The 21,641-nt window shown below is 30.1% G+C and carries 18 protein-coding genes and 1 pseudogene; 6 read left to right on the forward strand and 13 right to left on the reverse strand.

Features of this window, described 5'->3' with window-relative positions:
* Positions 1–81: 81 nt before the first annotated feature.
* Positions 82–780 (reverse strand): ribonuclease III, encoded by a 699-nt coding sequence (gene rnc, locus MRU_RS06395; protein ID WP_012956077.1) that lies wholly within the window; start codon positions 778–780, stop codon positions 82–84.
* A gap of 796 nt (positions 781–1,576) precedes the next feature.
* Between rnc and MRU_RS06400 the strand changes: the two genes are divergently transcribed.
* Positions 1,577–2,035: a hypothetical protein gene (locus tag MRU_RS06400; RefSeq protein WP_012956078.1), complete on the forward strand. Its 459-nt coding sequence runs from the start codon at positions 1,577–1,579 to the stop codon at positions 2,033–2,035.
* Between the two features lie 314 nt (positions 2,036–2,349).
* Here MRU_RS06400 and MRU_RS06405 read toward each other — a convergent pair whose 3' ends face one another.
* From MRU_RS06405 to MRU_RS06420, 5 genes are all read right to left on the reverse strand, one after another.
* Positions 2,350–2,862 (reverse strand): flavodoxin, encoded by a 513-nt coding sequence (locus tag MRU_RS06405; protein ID WP_012956079.1) that lies wholly within the window; start codon positions 2,860–2,862, stop codon positions 2,350–2,352.
* 393 nt (positions 2,863–3,255) lie between these two features.
* The gene (locus MRU_RS11415; RefSeq protein ID WP_012956080.1) at positions 3,256–3,441 is read right to left on the reverse strand and encodes a 50S ribosomal protein L37e; all 186 of its coding nucleotides are present in this window, start codon (positions 3,439–3,441) and stop codon (positions 3,256–3,258) included.
* Between the two features lie 229 nt (positions 3,442–3,670).
* Positions 3,671–3,904, reverse strand: coding sequence for an LSm family protein (locus MRU_RS06410; protein ID WP_012956081.1), 234 nt, complete (start codon positions 3,902–3,904; stop codon positions 3,671–3,673).
* A 527-nt stretch (positions 3,905–4,431) separates the two neighbouring features.
* A complete protein-coding gene (gene arfB / locus MRU_RS06415) occupies positions 4,432–5,136 on the reverse strand; it encodes a 2-amino-5-formylamino-6-ribosylaminopyrimidin-4(3H)-one 5'-monophosphate deformylase (RefSeq protein WP_012956082.1) in 705 nt (234 codons plus the stop codon).
* Positions 5,137–5,285: 149 nt separating this feature from the next.
* Positions 5,286–5,768: an RNA-binding protein gene (locus MRU_RS06420; protein WP_083777672.1), complete on the reverse strand. Its 483-nt coding sequence runs from the start codon at positions 5,766–5,768 to the stop codon at positions 5,286–5,288.
* Positions 5,769–6,155: 387 nt separating this feature from the next.
* Here MRU_RS06420 and MRU_RS06425 point away from each other — a divergent pair, with 387 nt between their 5' ends.
* Positions 6,156–7,643 carry a sodium-dependent transporter gene (locus tag MRU_RS06425; RefSeq protein WP_012956084.1) on the forward strand — a complete coding sequence of 496 codons (1,488 nt, stop codon included), beginning with the start codon at positions 6,156–6,158 and terminating at the stop codon, positions 7,641–7,643.
* Positions 7,644–7,853: 210 nt separating this feature from the next.
* Here the strand turns inward: MRU_RS06425 and MRU_RS06430 are convergent, their stop codons facing one another.
* From MRU_RS06430 to MRU_RS06440, 3 genes are all read right to left on the reverse strand, one after another.
* On the reverse strand, positions 7,854–8,303 hold the full coding sequence (locus tag MRU_RS06430) for a dCMP deaminase family protein (RefSeq protein WP_012956085.1): 450 nt from the start codon (positions 8,301–8,303) through the stop codon (positions 7,854–7,856).
* 157 nt (positions 8,304–8,460) lie between these two features.
* The gene (locus MRU_RS06435; RefSeq protein WP_012956086.1) at positions 8,461–10,884 is read right to left on the reverse strand and encodes a hypothetical protein; all 2,424 of its coding nucleotides are present in this window, start codon (positions 10,882–10,884) and stop codon (positions 8,461–8,463) included.
* A gap of 317 nt (positions 10,885–11,201) precedes the next feature.
* Positions 11,202–11,996 carry a metallophosphoesterase gene (locus tag MRU_RS06440; protein ID WP_012956087.1) on the reverse strand — a complete coding sequence of 265 codons (795 nt, stop codon included), beginning with the start codon at positions 11,994–11,996 and terminating at the stop codon, positions 11,202–11,204.
* Between the two features lie 208 nt (positions 11,997–12,204).
* Between MRU_RS06440 and MRU_RS06445 the strand changes: the two genes are divergently transcribed.
* The 3 genes from MRU_RS06445 to MRU_RS12165 all read left to right on the forward strand — a co-directional run bounded on the left by MRU_RS06445 (position 12,205) and on the right by MRU_RS12165 (position 13,753).
* On the forward strand, positions 12,205–12,579 hold the full coding sequence (locus tag MRU_RS06445) for a diacylglycerol kinase family protein (protein ID WP_227717031.1): 375 nt from the start codon (positions 12,205–12,207) through the stop codon (positions 12,577–12,579).
* Positions 12,580–13,008: 429 nt separating this feature from the next.
* Positions 13,009–13,263, forward strand: a complete 255-nt coding sequence (locus MRU_RS12160) for a DNA polymerase beta superfamily protein (RefSeq protein ID WP_012956089.1) — start codon at positions 13,009–13,011, stop codon at positions 13,261–13,263.
* 25 nt (positions 13,264–13,288) lie between these two features.
* On the forward strand, positions 13,289–13,753 hold the full coding sequence (locus MRU_RS12165) for a nucleotidyltransferase domain-containing protein (protein WP_265101249.1): 465 nt from the start codon (positions 13,289–13,291) through the stop codon (positions 13,751–13,753).
* Positions 13,754–14,013: 260 nt separating this feature from the next.
* Here MRU_RS12165 and MRU_RS06460 read toward each other — a convergent pair whose 3' ends face one another.
* The gene (locus MRU_RS06460) at positions 14,014–14,847 is read right to left on the reverse strand and encodes a hypothetical protein (protein WP_012956091.1); all 834 of its coding nucleotides are present in this window, start codon (positions 14,845–14,847) and stop codon (positions 14,014–14,016) included.
* 359 nt (positions 14,848–15,206) lie between these two features.
* Between MRU_RS06460 and glmS the strand changes: the two are divergent.
* Positions 15,207–16,989, forward strand: a pseudogene (glmS, locus tag MRU_RS06465) (glutamine--fructose-6-phosphate transaminase (isomerizing)).
* 229 nt (positions 16,990–17,218) lie between these two features.
* Here glmS and MRU_RS06470 read toward each other — a convergent pair.
* The 3 genes from MRU_RS06470 to MRU_RS06480 all read right to left on the reverse strand — a co-directional run bounded on the left by MRU_RS06470 (position 17,219) and on the right by MRU_RS06480 (position 21,616).
* Positions 17,219–20,323 (reverse strand): HEAT repeat domain-containing protein, encoded by a 3,105-nt coding sequence (locus tag MRU_RS06470; RefSeq protein ID WP_012956093.1) that lies wholly within the window; start codon positions 20,321–20,323, stop codon positions 17,219–17,221.
* A gap of 181 nt (positions 20,324–20,504) precedes the next feature.
* Complete coding sequence (locus MRU_RS06475; protein ID WP_012956094.1) at positions 20,505–20,966, reverse strand: low molecular weight protein arginine phosphatase; 462 nt, start codon at positions 20,964–20,966, stop codon at positions 20,505–20,507.
* Positions 20,967–21,241: 275 nt separating this feature from the next.
* A complete protein-coding gene (locus MRU_RS06480) occupies positions 21,242–21,616 on the reverse strand; it encodes a hypothetical protein (protein WP_048812452.1) in 375 nt (124 codons plus the stop codon).
* Positions 21,617–21,641 lie beyond the last annotated feature (25 nt).

The following is a 21,641-nucleotide window of genomic DNA, read 5'->3' on the forward strand; positions in this document are numbered from 1 at the left end:
TCATTATAATAAGCCTTTAAAAAAAAAATTGAAAAGTTCCCTTTAAAAAGCTTAAAAAAAGTCTTTAAGAATTTGAAAGGACTATTTATACAAACGCATATACGCAACATCCTGGCCATGATCCAATCTTAAAGTCTTAATTGCATTGCAGGCAGCGACTTGTTCAGCTTCCTTCTTGCTCTTTCCTACTCCATGGCCGAAATCAACGCCATCTATCAATATTTTCATCACAAATGTCTTGTCATGGGGAGCGCCATGCTCTTCAATCAGCTCATAAGTGATTTCCTTATCTATGGCATCGCCATATTCTTTTATAGTTGACTTATAGTCATGGAAGAAAATCTGCTCATTTTCAATATAAGGAAATACTGTTATTGTCAGGAACTCCTTACACTTAGAAATGCCTTGGTCTAGATAGATGGCTCCTAAAAAGGATTCGAAGACATCAGCTGTGATTGAAATGACCTCATTATCAGTTAATGCATTGTCCTCAAGATTCAATTTCACGCATTTGTCCAATCCAAACTCATGTGAATAAACAATCAATGCATTCTGACAGACATAATTAGCCCTAAGCTTAGTCAATTTGCCTTCACCGAAATCAGGATGCATGTTTTGAAGAAATTCAGAAGTGAGCATGTTTAAAACAGAGTCACCTAAAAATTCTAATCTTTCATAATCGTTCAAATGATGCTTGGAGGCATAGGATGAGTGTGTAAATGCTGTCTCATACAGTTCCATATCATTTGGCACTATGTCAAACTTATTTAATATATCCATTTATATCCCTTTTAAACTAATTAATTAATGGTATAAAAAGAGAAAATGACTTTAAATCGGAATATAATAATTGGGTGATGATTTATTATTAATATTTCAAATTTATATCAATAATAATTTAATATTAGATTATTCGATAGTTTTTTAAAAAAAACCAGATTAGAGAGTCGATAATAATTTAATATTAAATTATTACTTTAAATACCATTATCACTGTAAACAATACATATATAATATTAGTTTATTGCTTATACTTATTAAATGTTTATAAAAGGTTATGGTGATTGTTTTCAAGGCCTTAAAATATATGTTTTTTAGTTTGAATATTAGGGGATTAGTTTTCAAATGCTCTCGGACAAGTCATTTATATATGGTAAGTTAAACTATTAATTGCATTTCAAAATAATTGGGCTTAGTTTTTTTTAGATTTTGGACTGATTGAAATCAAGGACTGAACTTTAATTATTAAAATAAAGACACTCCAACAGATTGAAATCAAAAGGACTGAACTTTAATTAATAAATAAAGACAATCCAACCGATTGAAATCAAGAAGATATCTTTTAAGAATTAAATCTAATTTTTTTGAACATATGTTGAAAATTAGTGATTTTTAATCCCTTATTAGAGGAGTATTGATTTGATCTTTTTTAAAAAATATCAAGGATTTGCATTATATCTCGGATTGCAAAAAAATCCTATCAGATGTTTTTTTAATTTCATATTAGTATATTTTAATAAAATTAAAATAACATTCAACTAAAACACAAGAAAAACAATGATTTGGAGAAAGAAATATGCTATTGAATTGGTGTGAAGAGATAACAAATATAGACCCTTCAATTAACTTTAGAGCAACTGGAGGATGGCTTAAAACCGTTACTGGTTTAGATAAAAGTGTCTTGAATGGCTATTCATTAGTTGGAGAGTTTGTTAAATCAGGAGATTATAAACATGAATATTCCGATGGATTGTATCTTGATTGCAACAAGGAAGGGAAAAAATCAAAGCCAAAACAGGACTTTAGACTCTTTAGACTTAAAAACGGCAAACTGACTCTTATCGATCAAGTTTATGACGGCAAAAAGAATTGGGCCTGTGAATTCTGGGAAAGCGTTAGCGAAGAGCTGAATCCCAATTTCAGAGAAAGCGAAGCTGATAAGATAATCAGCCTTATTTTAGATAAAACAGGTAAAGACAAAAAGCTTTTAAGAGAGGTTCAAAGCCAATTGGATTTAGTCATTTCTGAAATTTGATTTATAATGTTTTAAATATTGCTTGTTATCAAATATAGCATAAGTTAATTGCTTTTTCTAAAAAAAAAGAAGTAAAAATTAGCAAATAATAAAATTTACGGCTTTTTTATAATTTTTTATCGAATAAAAATATAACAGTGTTATATAATAAATTAAAAAAATATAATTAAAAAAGGAATTAGCCTTTTTTAAAAGATTAATTATATAAATCTTTTCTTTTAAAGATTTAGCCTTTTTTAAAAGATTAATTATATAGATTTTACCTTTTAAAAGATTTAAAAGATTAATTATATAGATTTTACCTTTTTAAAGATTTAACCTTTTTTAACCCAATGTTTTACCTTTTTCTTAGAATCTTCAACTGAACTGCCTCGGATGGATAATCCTTTAGCTAATTTAACTCCAGGACATAGGTTTTTAATATCCTTTTCAGATTTGCCGAATCCACTGCCTTCATGGGTGACAAATGGCTTTATGGTTTTTCCATCGAAATCAAGCTTTTCCAATTGAGTCCAGACAGGCATAGGCATAGTGTTCCACCAATTAGGAAAACCAAGATAGATCATATCATATTCACTAATGTCTTCAATGTATTCCTTCAGTTCAGGTCTTGCATCATCATTCAGCTCTTTTTGAGCCACTTCAGTACATTGCATATAATCTTCAGGATAGTCGTTTAAAGGCTCCATCTTAAACATATCCGCTTCTGTAAACTCTTTGATATAATTAGCAATGACCTCAGTATTTCCAATTTCAATGTTTTTTATTCCTTGGCTTGTATAGTTTTCTCCAGCCCTTGAAAAATATAGGATTAAGCTTTTTGTCATATGAAAACTCCATTTAATTGTTTAGAAGTAAGTATTAATTAACCATATTGATTATTTAAATTTTATTTGTATTTAATTTAATATAAATATTTTTATTTTGCATGAATTTTATAAAATTAACCAATTAAAGAACTAAAAAATGAACATATGAATAATATTAGAAAATAGTTTAATAAGTGAGTATAAAAATAAGGATAATTAATCTAATAAAATAAAAAATAGAGTAAACTAAGACAGAATAGCCTAAATAAATAAAAGATAGAGTAATCTGAGATAGAACTATCTCTGAAAATAAAAAATATATAAAAATAGTGGTTTATTGAGATAATTCGCTTTTATTATCTCAAAATAATTTTAAATGCAAAACAATAGTTCTGCAAGCTTATAAAAAATCTACACTAATCTTTGGCGAGTAGTGGATTTTTTGTTTTGCCAACTGTAACTTCTTAATCTGCTAGATCTTCCGAATCCGCAGGAAGCACAAACTTTCTTACGTACGTGGTATGAGTTTTTACCACATCTTCTACATCTAATATGGGTCTTTTTATTCTTTTTACCCATTGATGGAGTTCCTTTCACTTCTCTCTCCTCCTTAAATTAATAATAAAAATTGTAAGTATAAAATAAGTCTTTTTACATAGGATAAACTACATATAAAAAGAATCTAAAAATAATTTAAAAAAGATTTAAAAATCTAATTTAATAGCTTAAAATAGATTAAAGATCTAATTTAAATTGAAATATAAAATTGAATAATCTTTATTGAGAGCAACAAAGAAAATTAGAAAAATAAAAATTAGAAAAAGTTCTATGGAGAAATATATACAATATTGTCTCCTCTAATGAGAACAGTACCTAATCTTCTTAAAACTTCTCCTTTTTCTAATTCTTCAGCATCATCAAGAACAAGGTTCATGTGTAAGTCAAAGCTTTTTAAGATGCCTCTGAATTCTCTTTCTCCTTTGAGTTTGATTAAAACTGGAGAGTTTACTGCTTTTCCTAATGCGTCAAGTGGTCTTTGAACATTTTGTTGTCCGCTCATGATTATCACCTATACTATATTAAATATGTTCGTATAATATATAAATTTATCGATTCTATAGATTTTTAAATCTAAAAAAGTGTTTATTAAAAACAACTATAAAAACACAGCTATTTTTAAAATATTATACAGAGATTAATTAATTTTAGAAAAAACAAATTGATTTTATATTTTAAGACAAAAGCTTAAAAATTAGAATTTTTCTAAAAATTTAATCAATTAATAAGATTAAACTATAAAATTAAAAAACTAAAAAATTATCTTAAAAATCATTAAAAACTATGAAAATTCTAATAAAATTTGAAAATAATCAATAATAATATAGCAAAACCAAATTAATATTATTAATAATTATATTTTATATAGTATATAAAGGTTTGTACTTAAAATTTTAAAATAAGTATAATTTAACTATATTTTCTATTGAAAATAATTAAAAGTTATTAATATAGAAAAAAGATTATGGAATTTAGAATTAATAGCTAAATTAGAATTCAAGTGTTTTAATAAAATCAAAAACAACAGAACTAATAGCCATAATGAGAATCCAACTGTTTTTCAACATCCAAAAGAACAGAATTAATGGCTAGCTTTAAAAGCTCCTGTCCATAGACATCATCCACATAAACGCCATTCTCTTCAACGTCAAGAGCCCCTTCCTCAATGTTAGGATCGTTTCTACGAGCTTCCCCAAACATATAAAGGCCCACTTCACCATATTCCTCAAGATTGGTCTGGTTTTCAACCTGACTTTCATCTATGATTCCTAAAGCCTTAGCCATAGAGAGTTCGCCAGAACCTCCATGAGGTCCTTCAGATTCTATGATCTTGCTGTTTAATGTTATAAGAAGGCCAGTTCTCTCTTCAATATCATATAAAGTAGTTACAATAGGCAGATTTCCACCATGACCATTTACAATGATTACGCTGCTAATCCTTAAGAATTTCTTTGCTGATTTTAATACCTTAACGATTTCATCGGTTAAATCTTCTAAACTAACATGTATGCCATGGTTTATTTCCTTTAGCTCATGAGCAGGATAGATAACTCCTAAAAACTTAGCTCCGCTTTCAAGAGATGCTTGAAAGGCAATATGAGAAGCTATCTTAGCATCTGTATCAATAGGCAGCGCAGGACCATGATTTTCAAGATGAGATCCAAGGGCAATTATGCCAATTTTGTGAACATTAGGATTCTTTACATTTCCAGCATTTACTCTTAATTCCACCATATTATCACTTAAAATATAAAATATTAAAGAATTTACTCTTAATTCAAATATAAAAATAAAATATCAAAAAAATAATGAAAATTAACGATTGAAACTGAAGATTAGACCTCAAGATTCCAAATGGCATCTCCAAAAAATAAAATCTAAAATCAGACCTCAAGATTCCAAATGGCATCTCCAACATAATGAATTGACTTAATAGCCTTTCCTTCACTGTTTTCAACCATTTCAGGCCCAGTTATAAGACTGATTCCAATAGCCAAAGGCTTGTTATGAGTCTCTTCAACGATAATGACAATGTCATCTGGAACGATGGACTCATCTGCATCCACAATTCCCGGACTCATTATATCTGCCCCTTTTGTTACAAATCTGACTGCACCCATATCCACAACAACAACCTTGCTGTCCAATTCCATATTTAAGGCAGCCTTTAAGGTAGGATATGGCTTGTCATTAATTATAATAATATAAGGCTCTCCATTTACAAGAATAAAGTTATAATCCTCTGCCTCAAGCATTTCAAGAGTGTCCTTATTATTTATAAATGATCCGTAATCTCCAAGTTCGCTTTTAATTTCCTTTACTTTCTTCTTCTTTAAAAAATATCTTTTCTTAATTTTCAAAATCAGCACCTTGAAACCATTTAGTAGATTTAAATTAAAAAAATCAATGATTTTAATTAATTTAATCAATTAATAGATTGAATATTATTTTCTTATAAATCAATTTCAATTTTATTTATGTAGTTTATTTTAATAATATTTTACTAATTTTTAATAAATTCACTTAATGTTAATTATGTAACATAGTATAGTTTTTATAGCATAAAATGAAAAATAAATATATCAATTGAATTTTTAAAATGAATGTTTAATAGGGATTGTTTTAATGTAAAATCAATCAAGGAATAAGAAAACATTCAAAATTGATAAAATAAACTCAATCAAACAAATTGATTTAAGATAAAAGATGAATCAATTGAGATAATGTTTTATAAAGATTATTAGTGATTTATTATGAGTGATAAAAATGAATGGGGCAGCAATCTATCATTTGTTCTTGCGATGGTAGGTTCTGCTGTCGGACTTGGAAACATATGGAGATACCCGTATGTATTATACAGCAACGGTGGAGGGGCATTCTACATCCCATATATCGTTGCCATACTATTGATGGGAATTCCATTTTTAATATTGGAATATGGCGTTGGATATAATTTCAAATCATCCTTTCCAAAGGCCATTCGCAAGATTAGCTCCAAAGCAGAATATCTAGGATGGCTGCTTCCTACCTCAGTATTCATCATCATGATATACTATTCATGCATACTGGGATGGGATGGAATCTATGTGATATTAAGCTTCTTTAAGGGATGGGGAGCAGATCCAAACACATTCTTTGCAAGCACATTGCTCCAGTCAAGCGAATCTGTCAGCGGAATAACAAACTTTATTCCAGTCATTGCAATTGTAATGCTTATAAGCTGGGGAATCGTTTGGTACATTTCCCATAAGGACTTGGAAGAGGGCCTTGGAAGGGTGAGCAAGATTCTTGTGCCTTTGCTTTTTATAATCATGATTGTGATTGTATTGTTTTCATTGACCTTGCCTGGCGCAATGATTGGATTGAATGAACTCTTTTCACCGGATTGGAACTTGCTTTTAGACTTCAACATATGGATGGCGGCATTCGGCCAGATAATATTCTCCCTTAGCCTGGGAATGAGCATTGCATTTACATATGCAAGCTATACAGGAAAGGAAGGAGACATTATTACAAATACACTGGCCATTACATTTGCAAATTGCGCCTTTGAAAACTTCTGTGCATTGGGAGTCTTTTCCATTCTTGGATATATGTCCCTTCAAAGCGGAACAGCGGTGGCAGACCTTGTAACTCAAGGTACAGGATTGGTGTTTGTAGCATATCCTACAGTCTTAAACGTATTGGGACAATATGCATATGTAATCGGACCTTTATTCTTCATAACAGTCTATCTTGCAGGGCTTACAAGCATCCTATCAACTATTGAGCCATTGTCTTTCAGCATACAGAATAAGTTCACTTGGTCCCGTAAAAAGACCATGACCGTTCTTTGCCTGATAGGGGCAGTCCTTTCAATGATGTATGCTACAGCTTATGGAGGAACCTTGCTTGGATATGTTGATGCATATATCAACCAAATAGCAATTCTATTTGGAGTGATACTTGAATGCATAGTCTTTGCATGGATATTCAAATGCGAAAACATCATTCCAATCTTGAATGAGCGAAGCAAAACCATAAAATTAGGCAAATGGTGGGTGGTTATAGTAAAATATATTTTGCCGTTGTTCATAACGATTGTATGGATTGGTGGAGTATTGGATACAATCAATGATGGTTCTACTGATCAATTGATTGTATTTGGAATACTTACTGTAATTCTGCTTGGATTAACTGCATTATTTACTCATTTGCCAGCTACAAATGAAGAATGGGATGAAACTGAATATAGATTATGATTTATTTTAAATTATAATCTATTTATTTTTCTTTTTTATTTGATTAACCCATTATTAAACAATTATTCTATTTTTTACTTGATTAACCCATTATTAAACAATTATTCTATTTTTTACTTGATTAACCCATTATTATACGTAATTATTCTTTTTTACTTGATTCATCCAATAAATAAGTTCTTAAAATACTATAAAAAAAGAGAGGGAATATTATAAATCAATAACTACTCCCTTACTTACTATTTTTTTAACTCCAGAGTTCTTAATCATCCTGAAGCATATTGGACAAGGTTCTGCATCTTCTATTTCGAACCAAGAATCGTCCTTAAACATTTCACCAGCAAGATAAATGGTTGCTCCAATCATTTCATTTCTGCTTGCGCTGATCATTGCATTCTGCTCTGCATGAACTGAAAAGCAGTCAGAATAGTCTCCAGAATTAGAAGGAACGTCCATTCTTTTACAGGATCCTCTGTCACAGCAGTTTTCCTCTCCCCTTGGATTTCCATTGTATCCAGTGCTTATTATCTCATCATTGTTGACTATTACAGCACCATAATGTCTCTTTAAGCATGTGCTTCTTTTTGATACTGCAAATGCAATTGCAAGGTAGTAATCTGTTTTACTCATACGACTTAAACTTTTTTCATCATTAACCATATTAATATCTCCGTTTTAAAAAAAATATGTATAAAATAAATCTACAAAAAATAATCTAAAAATAAAAATAGTGGAAAAAATAAATCCACAAAATAATAATCTAAAAATAAAAATAGTGGAAAAAATAAATCCACAAAGTAATAATCAGATTTAAAGACTATTTATTTTTAATAATCTTCAAATCAGCTTTCAAACAAAGTTTAGGCAATTTCTTAAAGGTATTCATATTAGGCTTTTTCAAACTGTAATCCAATTCATCCCAAGGATTTATCCTAGGATTGTCTGTTCCATCCTTATTCTTACCATTAGTGCAACCATCATTCAATTTTCTTAAATACCAAGCATTATGCTCTCTTCCAGCCAAATAGCCAGTTTCCTTATTGTTCTCAAACTTAGTTACAGCAGGTCTCTCATCATCCTTTTCAACAATTTCATAGCCGATTTCATTTAGGTATTTTGCAATGAGATAGGTTTGCTTATAATTTATCTGCTGCAATTCAAATGGCAAGTCCTTAAACTCAGGAACTTCTTTCTTGCCTGCAATATAATCCATATATTCATTATGCATGGCAACTGTAAACAACTTATATCTGTTTTCAACAATCTTTAAAGGATTGTTCTTAATCAATTTCAAATTATCTGGAAGGTCTTCAAACGGCCTTCTATCCTTATTCTTAGAATATTGATTGAGTTCGTCATAAGGAATAATATTTGAATGAACATAAAGGTTTCTCTCTGGAGATTCTATCTTATTATGCTTATTGGTCTCGCAGCCTTCCTCATTTGTTCTGCATAGTCGGTCATATTCTGCATCATCGATAAGACCTCTTTTGAATGCATCATGATGGGAAATGTAACCTACATTCCTTTTTTCTCTGCACCAAGCCTCATGCTCCCTTTCTGCAAGGAAATCAAGCTCATCATCGCTAAGGGAATATTCATCTCTAGGATCATTTTCTGAGACCATCTCACATCCAATGAGATTCAGCTTCATAGGAAACTCCTTAGTCTGTCTTATGCTGGAGAGCTTCCTCTTAGGACTTAATGACTCATAAGGCTCATCAGGATTGCCATGGGCCTTTCCGATTTCATTATATCTGTTATGGCTTGCACGTGCAATCTCCTCAACATGGCGGAGCAATATCCTTGGAGTCTCAACTTCAGATAATGAAATGTCCTCTAAAGGATACTTCTCATCCAAATAAGGAGTTATGTTTACTTTCAAACCATTGGAGAATATTGATGTAACATCCAAAAGATTATTAATTAATTCCTCCTTATTTTCAGAGAAATTAAGACCTAATGCACTGTTTTTAACGATATAATCAACTAAGACCTGATTCTCATTAATATTGATTTTAATATCATGGACATGGTTTTTAGCCTTGTCCTTTAGTCCAATTGGCCTGCGGTTCCATTCTTGAAGTTCGTCACAGAAAATCAAAAGAAAAGCTAATGGGTTTTGCATAGGTTCCAATTTGCCTAGATTAAACTCATCAGTCTTGCTTTCCTTCTCATTTAAGGTTCCTCTAAAATAATTATGAAGCAATATGGAAGTTGCGCTGTTTAAGACAGGATAAAAGAAATAAGCATATTTATTTATATAATAGTCGAATTTTTCCTCATCATCATTGAGATAATGTTTCTGCATAATGGCTCCATAGGAGTTCAATACAAAGATAGATGAAAAGAAGCCGTGGTCAATGAAATTGTTTGATGTCATATAATCCACAAAGCCATCCAAATGGACAACCAACTTATATAGATATTCATTCAACTCATCAAACTCGTCAATGGCCCTAATATCAGAATCCACATACAAATCAGTAAAAATCTGATGAGCCATAAGGTTTGTTGGCTTGTATACATCAATGAAATTGGTTTCAGGATAGTCCATCCTATAGATTATTGGGAATTTAGGGTCTAGCTTTATGATGGAATTCAATTCATTGAAATTCTTAAAGTTGACAGCTGTATTGACCTTATATTTTTGAGATATTGATTGGCTGCTGTCGTTTATAAATTTGGATAACTGCTTTCCAATGATTTCAACAGGATAGCCGATATCATGGAAAAGGGAAGCTATTCCCCAACGGTATAGGAACTCCTCTGCGGAAAATTCACCATCAGCAGTCTTATAGTATTTCTTATATGGACTGTCTGTCACATAAGCCTCAAATGCATTCCTATATTTATGATTGCTTGCATAAATGGCCAAACCAAGGATGAATACGTTTACTGAATGGATGAAATGATCCCTCTGCTTTTCAATCAAATCCCCTGTATTCTCTTCATAGTCCTTCATTACATTGACCAGTTTCAATAATGAATTGGACTCGCTGATGTCTATGCTTTCAGTCTTATGCCCATGGGACTTGTCCTCATCTGTGATTTGATAGATCATGAAAAAGTTTTCATAGATTTCATAGGCGGTATATGTGTTTTCCTTTTCTAAAAAAAGAATAATGCTTCCTTCTAAAAGGTCTTTATAGTGATGACCATTCTTGTAATCGTCATATAATTGCAAATCTCTAAAGAAATCCTCAATATAAGGTCTTAAGTTATTTTGTTCCCCTTCCATTTTATCACCAAATAGGAATTGAATAGATTATTGTGAAAATTATTTATTTTATTAAAATGTTTAGTTATATAAACTTCTTTTAATAATCACTTAAATAATTTTATATCATTATGAATACTATTTTAATTAATAATTGGGTAAAAATTATTTTTGTTTAATGAAATGAAATAGGCAAATCTAAAGTGTCCCAAATTAATTAAAATTGAGCAATAAAAAAAAGAATTGAGAAAAATAAGTAAATAAATAAAAAAAAGGAAAAAAAAGAATTGCAAAAAATAAAAAAATAAATAAATAAAAGAAAAGAAGAAAGAATTTAATCAGTCAAAATACCTAATGCAGTCCAATAAATCCCTCATGTGTTTGATTTCTTTAGACAAATCAATATCCAAATAAACCTTGTCCTCAGTTTGAAAGCTGGAAGAGATTATCAATTGATTTCCATACTGCTTATAGCCATCTACAGGACTATGACCTACCACCATGCAGTTTGCTCCCACAATATTTAGGAAATTGAAGATGTCTCCCTCATCATACAAATTACTGTCAGTCAATATGTTTCTACGTCCATAAAGGTTTCTTTTTGGGCGAAGCCATAAGAAATCATCTAAAATAGGATTATGATAATCTCCATCAAAAATGCCATTAAAGTCTTCGATTGACTTTACCTTTCTTGAAGGCCCTGCATGGGATAAGAAAAGGCCATTTTCAGTTTTTACAAAGAAAGGCATGGATTTAAAGAATCTGATATATTCTGTAATGGCTGGCTCTATAGTACCTTTCTTATAGGATATCAAGTATTCGAAATCCTCCCTAATGTTTTCTCCATTTTTGAATATGTCCCTATGAACAATATGAGCCCATTCATGATTTCCGAGCAATACATGAAAATTGGAATATTTCTTATCCTTTTCGATTACATCATCCAACAGCTCTACAGACTTATCATTAAAGTAAGGGGAATGAATTAGGTCTCCAAGAAAGACAATATGAAAATCAGGATCTTGGCAATCCCAAAGGTCAATATACTTTTCATAGTCATTTAAATTACCATGCAAATCGCTTACAACCATCAAGCGACCATAATTTGGCAATTCTATAAGTTTATCATTCATTCTATCACCTCATTTACTTAGATAAAATTTTTAGAGATTATTGTCATTATATTAAAAAAAAAACATCACATTACTTTCATTTAAAGATTTATTTATTAAGCTATATAAATTGACTAAAGTCTTCACTTTATTTAGATTAAATAGTCGTTATTAGAAAGAATATATTAAAATTATTTTTTTAAAAACAAACAAAGGAAAAGGTGATATCTTGAGAAACCATAGCATGATAGACAGTTTTAGATATGCATTAAATGGAATTGCAGTTTCTATTAAAGATGAGAGAAACCTGAAAATCCAAATGATTGTTATGATGCTTGTTATAATAGCCGGATTTCTTTTAAAGATTAGCAGAACAGAATGGATAATTTGCATAATCCTATTTGCACTTGTAATAAGTGCTGAAATGATAAACACTGCCATTGAAAATGCTATAGACTACACCAGAGAAATGACTGTTGATAAGGACAATGACTTAGCCAGAATTGCTAAGGATGTCTCTGCAGGAGCTGTTCTTGTAATTGCAATTGCATCTGCGATTGTTGGATTAATTATTTTTATTCCGAAAGTTCTCTTATTGCTTTAAAAAACTTTAGAACTAATAGTTTTTTATATTTGAAAAAATTAATCTATTTTAAAGCTATAAAAACTATGATTTTTAAAATAATGAAAAAATTATAGGAATTTTTAAAAAACTTGTAAAAAATATAAAATTATTGAATTTTTTAAAACATTACACAAAAATATCAAAATGTGATTGATTTTTGGCTATAAAATAATTAAAAGTTTACTATATGAAATGTATAGTAAACCAAACAACTAGCCATTTAATGAAGTCAATATTTAATTTAATCAAAAGATATGAAAATATTATATATTTGTTAATTATAAATGTAGATATAGCGATAGAAATTTATTAATTTTGCATGATTTTTAAAAAAATAAACAAATTAAAACAGAATAAAAATTAAAAGAAGAATATAGAAATTTCTTAAAACTAAAAGGGAGGTAAAGAATGGAAGAAATTATTCAAACCTTAAAAGAGATTGAAAAGGAAAATAACATTGAAATCCTATATGCCATTGAATCAGGATCTCGCGCATGGGGATTCAGCAATGAGGAATCAGATTACGACATTAGATTCATATTTAAAAGACCGATCAAAGACTACATCTCCCTAAAAAACAATAAAGATGCCTTAGACATTACAATCGACGATTATGACATAGTGGGATGGGACATTAAAAAAGACTTTAAGCCTCCATTATAAGGACAATCCAAACCTAAGGGAATGGATTAAAAGCCCGATTGTCTATATGGGAAATTGCGACTTTCTAAATGAACTGCCAGACTTCGATAAGGATGTTTTAAAGTACCATTATGCAAGCATAGCATTTAATGTATGGAAAGAAGCCTTGGATAGAGAAGAAATGGATAGAAAATCTACTAAACGTTATTTATATTGTATTCGTTGCATCCTTGCTTGGAAAAGTGCAGATTTAGGCAAAGATTCTTCAATAAGCATTTTTGAGCTGATGGAAGACAGTGAGATTAATGATGATTTGAAAAGTGATATAAATACACTTATTGACTATTACAAATCATTATGCAAGAATGAATTGGATGAAGAGCTGATTGATCGCCTAAGCATTTGGATAGATGATACTGTGAAAAACATCAAGGATCACTATCCTAAAAAAGAGAAAAAGGACATGAGTCTTTATGATGATGTCTTATTTAAAGTCTTGGAGATTGAATAAAAAAAGATTATTTCTAAGTCTTAATAAGTAAAAATCTAAGTTTTAGAGCTTGAATTAATAAAAATTTAAGTTCTAAGACTTTAAAATTAAAAAAAAGAAAAAAATAAAATATAACAATTAAACTGATTTTATAAATAAAAAAATAAAAAAAGAAAAAGTTTTAAATTAAAAAAATAAAAAAAGAAAAAGTTTTAAATTAAAAAAATAAAAAGATTTAAGATATTTTAAGTCTAAATCTTACTTAAATAAAATATTTAAGTCTATAACTCATTTTTTAACCTACTTTTAATGATTTCACGAATCTCTCTGTTTTGAGCATATAAATTCAGACTATCCAACTCTTTTTTACTTAAAAGATTATTGTCTTTGATCATATCAATAGGCTTAAACCATTCCTCACAGTCAAAGGCAAGGTCAAATAAAAGCTCTTTATCATCTATCCTTTCTAAAGCAGCCTTACGAATATCTAAATCAAAGAGCTTTAAAGGCAATTTATCCATATCATAGAAAATATCCACTGCTCCAGTGAAATAATAGTAATTGAAATCATTTCTGACAATATCTAATAGAATAGACTTATCCTTAATATGTTCTAGAACAAATAAGGAAAGATCCTTATCCTTGCTGAAAAGAATAATGGATGCCAAAACATCCTCATCATCGATATATCCAAGGGCAATCTTACGAATCTCATCGTTTGGATGCTCCAATACCTTCTTTGCAAATGGAGAATAATCCTTTCTGTAATTAATTGGATATACCAAATCATCCAATATTTCCTTTGGCAAAAATCCCCTTTCAAAATCAAATTTAGATAAATCCATATATTTTCTAGGAGAGAGCTTACGGTCGATGCGATCTTCCATTATCTCATCGGCAACAGGCTCAAAAATCCAAGTGGAATTTTCCAAAGCAATATTCTCTACAATAGTTCCAGTTAAATTACCACTCTTGTCCTTTGGCACAGTTATGCGGATTCTGTTTCCAATTACATCTGCTGAAACGTTTATCCTATTAAAAGAGCTTCCGACATCAACAGTGACTCTTTTAAAAGGGTCTAGGTATTTGTCTTTATTGTCTTCTTTAAATCCCATTTAGATTCCTCCTTTCGATTTTTAAATAAATTATAGTTTTCTAATTTTAAATGCCTAGAGATTATTGCTTAAATATTTCAAAATCGTAAACTTTTCTCTAGACCTATTAAAAATTTATTTTTATGCTTATTTAAATTGAATAAAGGAAGTGCTTTATTCAAGTTATAAATTCACAAAACTAATATTATAAATAATATTTTGTTTTAAAAAATATATAAATTTTAAAAAAGGGGCTAAATTAAGAAAATATAGTCAATTTTAAATAATATGAATAACTTATAGAATAAAACAAAACTAAAAAAAGTCTAATTGAGCAATAGATTAGAAAAAAGCTTAATAGTCCCAAAGGAGATGATAAAATGTGTGGAATCGTAGGATGCATACTTAAAGATAAGCAAAAGTCTGTAGCTCCCATTTTACTTGAATGTGTGGAAAACCTTGACTATAGAGGATATGATTCAGTTGGAATAGCTACTTTTGACGGCAGCATCCACGTAAAAAAGGACAAGGGAAAAATCCCTGAAGTGGATGAAAAGCTAGACTTGGCCGACATGCCTGGAAACTTTGGAATAGCTCATGTAAGATGGCCATCCACTGGAATTGCAAGCAAGGAGAACGCACATCCCCAATTGGATGAATCCGACAGCATTGCAGTTGTTCACAACGGATCACTGAAAAACTATGACGAACTTAAGGGAGAGCTTATAGCAGATGGATTCAAATTCAAATCCACAACAGACACTGAAGTGATTCCTCATCTAATCAGAAAATATATGAATGAAGGGCTTGACCTTGAACATGCATTTAGAAAGACCATAGAAAGGCTTGACGGCTCATATGCAATTGCAGTAATCTCAAAAGAAGAAAGCAATAAGATTCTAGCTACAAGATACCAATCACCATTGAAGATTGGAATATCAGATGATGCCTACTTCATATCATCAGACATACCGGCAATCATAAACTACACCAGAAAGATCATTCTTCCAGCTGAAGGGGAAATGGTCATATTGGATGAAGATGGAGTCCATGTTCATGATGAGGATGGCAATGAGATTGAAAAGGAGATTCTAGTGATTCCATGGACCGCTCAAATGGCAAGCAAAGGAGACCACCCTTACTATATGATTAAGGAAATCCTAGAGCAGCCAGATGCTGTGGAATTCACTTTAGGTGAAAGGGAGAATATCCAAAGAATCGTTGATGACCTTGGAGATATTAAAAACATCTGCTTTGTAGCATGCGGAACCTCATACCATGCATCCTTAACTGGAAAATATCTGCTTCAACATCTGGCTAAGATAAAAACAGATGTGGTTCTTGCTTCTGAGTTCAAGTACACTGCAGACACATTAGATAAGGACACTTTGGTTGTTTTCATTTCACAGTCAGGAGAAACCTTAGACAGCATGAATGCTTTAAGAATTGCAAAGGAAACTTCACCAACCCTTGCAATCGTCAACAATATAGGCTCTTCAATGACAGAGGAAGCCAAATATACAATAATCACTCAAGCAGGCCCTGAAAAGGGAGTTGCTGCAACCAAAACATATATAGCACAGCTTACTGCAATCTATCTGTTTGCAGGTCTTTTGGCAAATGATGAAAAATTGATCAATGAATTGTATAATGTTCCAGGTTACATTAGGGAAGTGTTGAAAAAATCATCTGAAATCGAGGTTCTATCTAAAAGATACAGCTTTGCAGATGACTTATTCTACCTTGGAAGAGGATTCTCTTATCCTATTGCCTTAGAAGGTGCATTGAAATTAAAGGAAATCTCTCTTATTCATGCAGAAGGCTATGCATCAGGAGAATTGAAGCACGGCCCTTTAGCCTTAATCAACCATAAGATTCCAGTGATTGTGATTCTACCTCCAGGCAGTGATTATGAGGACACTATGGTAAATCTGGAGGAAGTTAAGGCAAGAAAGGCAATTATCCTATCAATATGTGCTGAAGGAGATGCGAAAGCAGAATGCAAATCAAGAGATGTCTTTACAGTCAATTCAAAAGTCAGTGAGACCATTGCACCTCTTGTCTATACAGTTCCTCTCCAATTGTTAGCTTATTATGTGACTTTAGAAAAAGTAGCATGACCCGGATAAGCCTGAGAATTTGGCAAAAGTAATTACTGTATAGCTAAAAATAGTAACTAATTGTTGTATTAGTCTAAAAGAAATAAAAAGTGTCTAAACATCAAATAGTTAAAATAAAACAAGTTAAAAAAATAAATTAAAAAAATAAATCATGAAATAGAATTTTTCATGATTTTTTTCTCTTTTTTTACAAGAATTAAAAATATTCCTAGTGCTAATTTTATAAAATGACTCATATTACTAATTTTATAAATAATTCATATTACTAATTTTTAAAAAACAATTCGTTTAAATTGAAAATCATCGGAAGAACCATCAGAATCATCTGAATTATTACTACGATTTTTATATTCCTTATCCAAACGATCTAAAAGTTCAAGATCTCTTTGATAATCCCTTATATCAAATATAGGCCTGAAGAATTTATTTTTTCTATTATCCTCTTTCTTTATTAAAGGAGACTTAAATCCTAATTCTTCCATTCTAGCTTCAGCCATTTGCCTTTTAGGCCAAAGCTCCCCATAATAATTCTTCAAACAAACCAATTTTAAAAGAATATATTCATATCTTATCCGGGAAATGGCTTTTCTATATACATGATGATTCTTGCTTTTGATAAATATTTTGGCCAATAGCTCATTTCTTTTTATTCCATCAATGGCAGATAATTGAACTTTGATGCTTTTATCATTGCTTACAATGTAAAATAAGAAATATTCATCATCAATATAAGAAACAACAAATGCACGAACCTTTTCTGATTCATCATTAAGTGCCCTGTCAACTAAAAGATCTTGAAGTGTGTATGGTTCATCATCTTCATATAGAACTATTGAACTTGCATCTGCATATTCATTTTTCTCATTTTCACTAGATTTTACCTTATTTTCAGATTTAAACTTCTCATTATCTCCTTTAATCAAAGAATTATAATATTCCCTTCTTTTTAAATGATTTAAATATTTATCCTCATAAACATCAACACTGCTTTTAATGAACTTTCCAACTAGGCGAGCAATAATATTTCGTCGAACCGTCCAATCTTCATCTGTTTTTGCAATATCCACCAAAACACGATTGTCATCAATATTTGAGATTGCTGCATTCCTTACAATCCCTCTTGGATGATTATAAGCAAAGTCCTTAATTATTTCCTCATTATCCAATTTGGACAAGATTGTTCTTAATATATTTGAATCTTCATTTTTATAGATTAAATCCTCCAAAACATCCTCATCATCAATATTTGAGATTGCAAAATCCCTTACTAAATCATCCTCATCTTCATATGCAATATCAATCAAAGCAGACTGATTTTTTATTTTTAGTACGGCCTCCCTTCTAACAATTGCTTCAGGGTCATTTTTTGCAATGCCTATCAATAAATCCTCATCTTTGATGTTTCTTACAGCTTCACTGCGTGTAGGTCCCCATGAATCATTTAGTGCAATTTTCTTTAAAAGGGATTGGTCTTTTACTAGATTTCCTTCAACTAAATAATATGCTTTCCTATTGGTTTCTTTTAAGTAATATTCAATGAAATTATCATCATTTAACTTTTTTATAGCATTAAATGAGACTTTATCATCCTCATCATCTAAAGCAATAGACATCAAATCATTGGTATCTTCAAGACCTAAAACTGCAATAGAGCGAACTAAAGGACTTTCATCAATTTTAGCAAGATCTCCTAAAATATCTGTAATCCTTTTATTAATTATAGGCTTAAAAACTCTATGTTCCTTTAGATTGGGAATATCTAATTTTAAACTAAAGCTTTCAAGAGTCTCATTTAGAGTTTTTCTAGGCAATGCAATAAGAATCTTAGAGGCATAGGCCCGGATATTGTGATAATCTATTTCATCAAATTGAGACTCCCTTATGAAACTATCTTCATCCCCAATACCTCCCTCACAGAGCCCGTCATATAAATCTTGATTTTTTCCTTTGAACCTAGGGTTTGTTATTATTGCAATGGAAAGGAGAATCAAGTAATCCTCATCCTTAATCGTATCCAAGCAAACTCTTGCAAAGCTTGGGTTTGCTTCAGTGTTTGCTAAATTCACTAAAAATACATCATCTTCTATCTTTGATAAGCAATATCTTTTTATTATGCTATCCTTTGACTTATAAAAAAGCTCCTTTAGGAAGCTTTGTGAATCTTCATCAGATAAGTTCTTCAATCTTAAAAGTCTATTTAATAGGGATTTCAATACATCTCCTTCACTAATCTCCCCAGGATAATATAATATTCCATGTCTAGGCTTTGCATCCTTATTAAAACCATTTAATGCAATATCATATAAATAATCAATGTCTGTTATCTTATTTACAGCAATATAGCGTACAGACCATTGATTATGATAATTTGCGATTGCCTTTAAGGCGTCTTGACTTCTTATCTTGCTTACAGCATGTTCATATGAGTTTTTAGGGTCTGTCTTTACAATAAGATCATCATCCTTAATTGAAATTTCACTAATGATGATCTTGTCATGCCTATTAAAAAGAGACTCATCGATTTTAAAATCATCGATTGCGTCGCTATAATCCAAATTAAAATCTATTTCAATAGGAATTTTGCCCAAATAATCAATGTCTTCAATATCGTTTAAATATCTTTCTTTAAAAAGATAAAATAAAGCAGACTTTCGAACAAATAAATCTGGATCATTAAATAGAAAATCAAGCCAAACATATGGTTTTAAAACCATGCCTAAAGCAAACCCTCGAACCTCTGCATCCTTATGATTATAGGCTATATCCAGAAAGGCAGATTCATCATAATCCTCTAAGATTTCTTCATTTAGAAAATCACTTTCAAATATTTCCCATTCATAATAGTCCTGCAATTGAGAAAATTCCTCATCGCTAATGTTGTATAGTTCAAGTATTTCCTCATCAGTTAGATTATTGATATCTAAGCTTTTTCCTTCGTTCAAATGATTAATATCTGAATTTTCTCCATTTTGATTGTCTTTAGAATATAAACTCTTTAGGAGTTTTTCCTCAATCTTTAGATTTTGCTCTTCAATTGCCCCATCTATATTTGATATTTCTTCTTTAATGATTTCAACAAGTTTCAATAATTCATCTTGAATTTCAATATAATTTTTATCAATAGATGCTTCAAGAATCTTATTAAAAGTTTTTCTATAAAATGAAGGGATGGTTTGATAAAATGATAAAAGAATAAAAAGTTCCTCATCATCCAAATAATCAAATTCCTCCTTGATTCTCTCTAAAAGAAGATATCTTAAATCCTTATTCCCTTTAAGTTCATCTCTATTCTTAATGAATATGTTAAGATTTAATAATTCTTCATTATAGATTTCAATTAATCTGGATTTAATTTCTTTAGGGCTGTTTGCTATCATTTTATCAAAATACTTATTATAATAATTTATTTCGAATTTAGAATACCTGATAATCTTTTTTAAAAAATAGTTAATAAAAGAGTTTTCCTTTAAAATTTATTTAAAAGAGTTTAATACATAATTAAAATATTAAAAGTTAATTAAAAGAATTAAAAGCTAATTAAAAACCATATTAGATTATTTAATCCTTTTCTACATTAAAGCCATAGCTTAAAAGCTTATCTGGATCAATCTTTTCTAAAGACTCCTTGATTTCATTGAAAGTGGCTTCATAAACCTCCAAACTTTGATTATAAGGGTCTTCTATATCATAAACATAATCAACATCATTAAATTCCTTGATTGTATAGATGGAAAGATTAGGATACATATTCAATAAGGTGTTTCTATGAGACTCCTCTAAAGTCAATACCAAATCCATATCCTTGATATTTGACCTCTTAACATTAGTGGCCTTATGATTAGATACATCCAAACCATGCTTTTTGCAGACATCAATAGTATTCAATGAAGGGGAACTGCCGTCTTTTGCCATAATCCCTGCGGAGGATATTTCTATATCTCCACTAATCATGGTTTTAAATAAATATTCTGCCATAACACTTCTACAAGTGTTTCCAGTACAAACAAACATTAATTTCATAGTTTCACTTCATTTAAAAATACATTAACTCTTAAAGATATTTTTCTCTTATAATAGTTTAAACATTGAATTAAATAAATTTATGTAAATTAGTAAAAAGTTAAAAATTAAAATAAAAATTAAAAATTAAATAAAATAAAAAAAAAGATATAAAGATTAAAAATTAATAATTTCTCTTTAAAATCAATAAATCAAGAGAAAAATGATAATCATGCTAAATTAGCATGATTACCCTCAATGATTTAAAAATAAATAATTTTTAGATTTTATCTAAATCATCGTAGATTTTTTCTTAATTCTTCAATAGATTTTTCAGATAATTCTTGATCTTGTTTGTTTTCAATAATTGCTAAGATCTTTTCCTTTTGAGCCTTATTAGCCATAGCAATTTTTGCTTTTTCAATCTCAGCGACTTTCATTTGGAAAATGCTTTTTACAATATTGATCTTGCAGTCTAATTCTCCTTTTAAAGGATTTTTATTAGCATCTAATAGAGAATCAACTTGTAAGTCATTTTCGTCTCTTTTTAAATTCTTATAGATGTAGTCAAGGTCCTCTAACTTTAAATCGAATAAGTCTTCAACATTGATTAGACCCTTGAATTCAAATCTATATTTGTTTTTTAATGCTTCAATCCACATATTGTCCATAATCATCTCCTCGATTGATTTTTCT

Source organism: Methanobrevibacter ruminantium M1 (assembly GCF_000024185.1).
GTDB classification, from domain to species: Archaea; Methanobacteriota; Methanobacteria; order Methanobacteriales; family Methanobacteriaceae; genus Methanobrevibacter; species Methanobrevibacter ruminantium.

What these genes read in the sequence shown, in the direction of transcription:
- MRU_RS12160 (WP_012956089.1), top strand. Translation starts at nt 13,009, where the DNA reads ATGGAAGAAATTATTCAAACCTTAAAAGAGATTGAAAAGGAAAATAAC.
- MRU_RS06405 (WP_012956079.1), bottom strand. Translation starts at nt 2,862, where the DNA reads ATGACAAAAAGCTTAATCCTATATTTTTCAAGGGCTGGAGAAAACTAT.
- MRU_RS06440 (WP_012956087.1), bottom strand. Translation starts at nt 11,996, where the DNA reads ATGAATGATAAACTTATAGAATTGCCAAATTATGGTCGCTTGATGGTT.
- MRU_RS06475 (WP_012956094.1), bottom strand. Translation starts at nt 20,966, where the DNA reads ATGAAATTAATGTTTGTTTGTACTGGAAACACTTGTAGAAGTGTTATG.
- MRU_RS06480 (WP_048812452.1), bottom strand. Translation starts at nt 21,616, where the DNA reads ATGGACAATATGTGGATTGAAGCATTAAAAAACAAATATAGATTTGAA.
- MRU_RS06425 (WP_012956084.1), top strand. Translation starts at nt 6,156, where the DNA reads ATGAGTGATAAAAATGAATGGGGCAGCAATCTATCATTTGTTCTTGCG.
- MRU_RS06435 (WP_012956086.1), bottom strand. Translation starts at nt 10,884, where the DNA reads ATGGAAGGGGAACAAAATAACTTAAGACCTTATATTGAGGATTTCTTT.
- MRU_RS06470 (WP_012956093.1), bottom strand. Translation starts at nt 20,323, where the DNA reads ATGATAGCAAACAGCCCTAAAGAAATTAAATCCAGATTAATTGAAATC.
- rnc (WP_012956077.1), bottom strand. Translation starts at nt 780, where the DNA reads ATGGATATATTAAATAAGTTTGACATAGTGCCAAATGATATGGAACTG.
- MRU_RS06400 (WP_012956078.1), top strand. Translation starts at nt 1,577, where the DNA reads ATGCTATTGAATTGGTGTGAAGAGATAACAAATATAGACCCTTCAATT.
- MRU_RS06410 (WP_012956081.1), bottom strand. Translation starts at nt 3,904, where the DNA reads ATGAGCGGACAACAAAATGTTCAAAGACCACTTGACGCATTAGGAAAA.
- arfB (WP_012956082.1), bottom strand. Translation starts at nt 5,136, where the DNA reads ATGGTGGAATTAAGAGTAAATGCTGGAAATGTAAAGAATCCTAATGTT.
- MRU_RS06460 (WP_012956091.1), bottom strand. Translation starts at nt 14,847, where the DNA reads ATGGGATTTAAAGAAGACAATAAAGACAAATACCTAGACCCTTTTAAA.
- MRU_RS06430 (WP_012956085.1), bottom strand. Translation starts at nt 8,303, where the DNA reads ATGGTTAATGATGAAAAAAGTTTAAGTCGTATGAGTAAAACAGATTAC.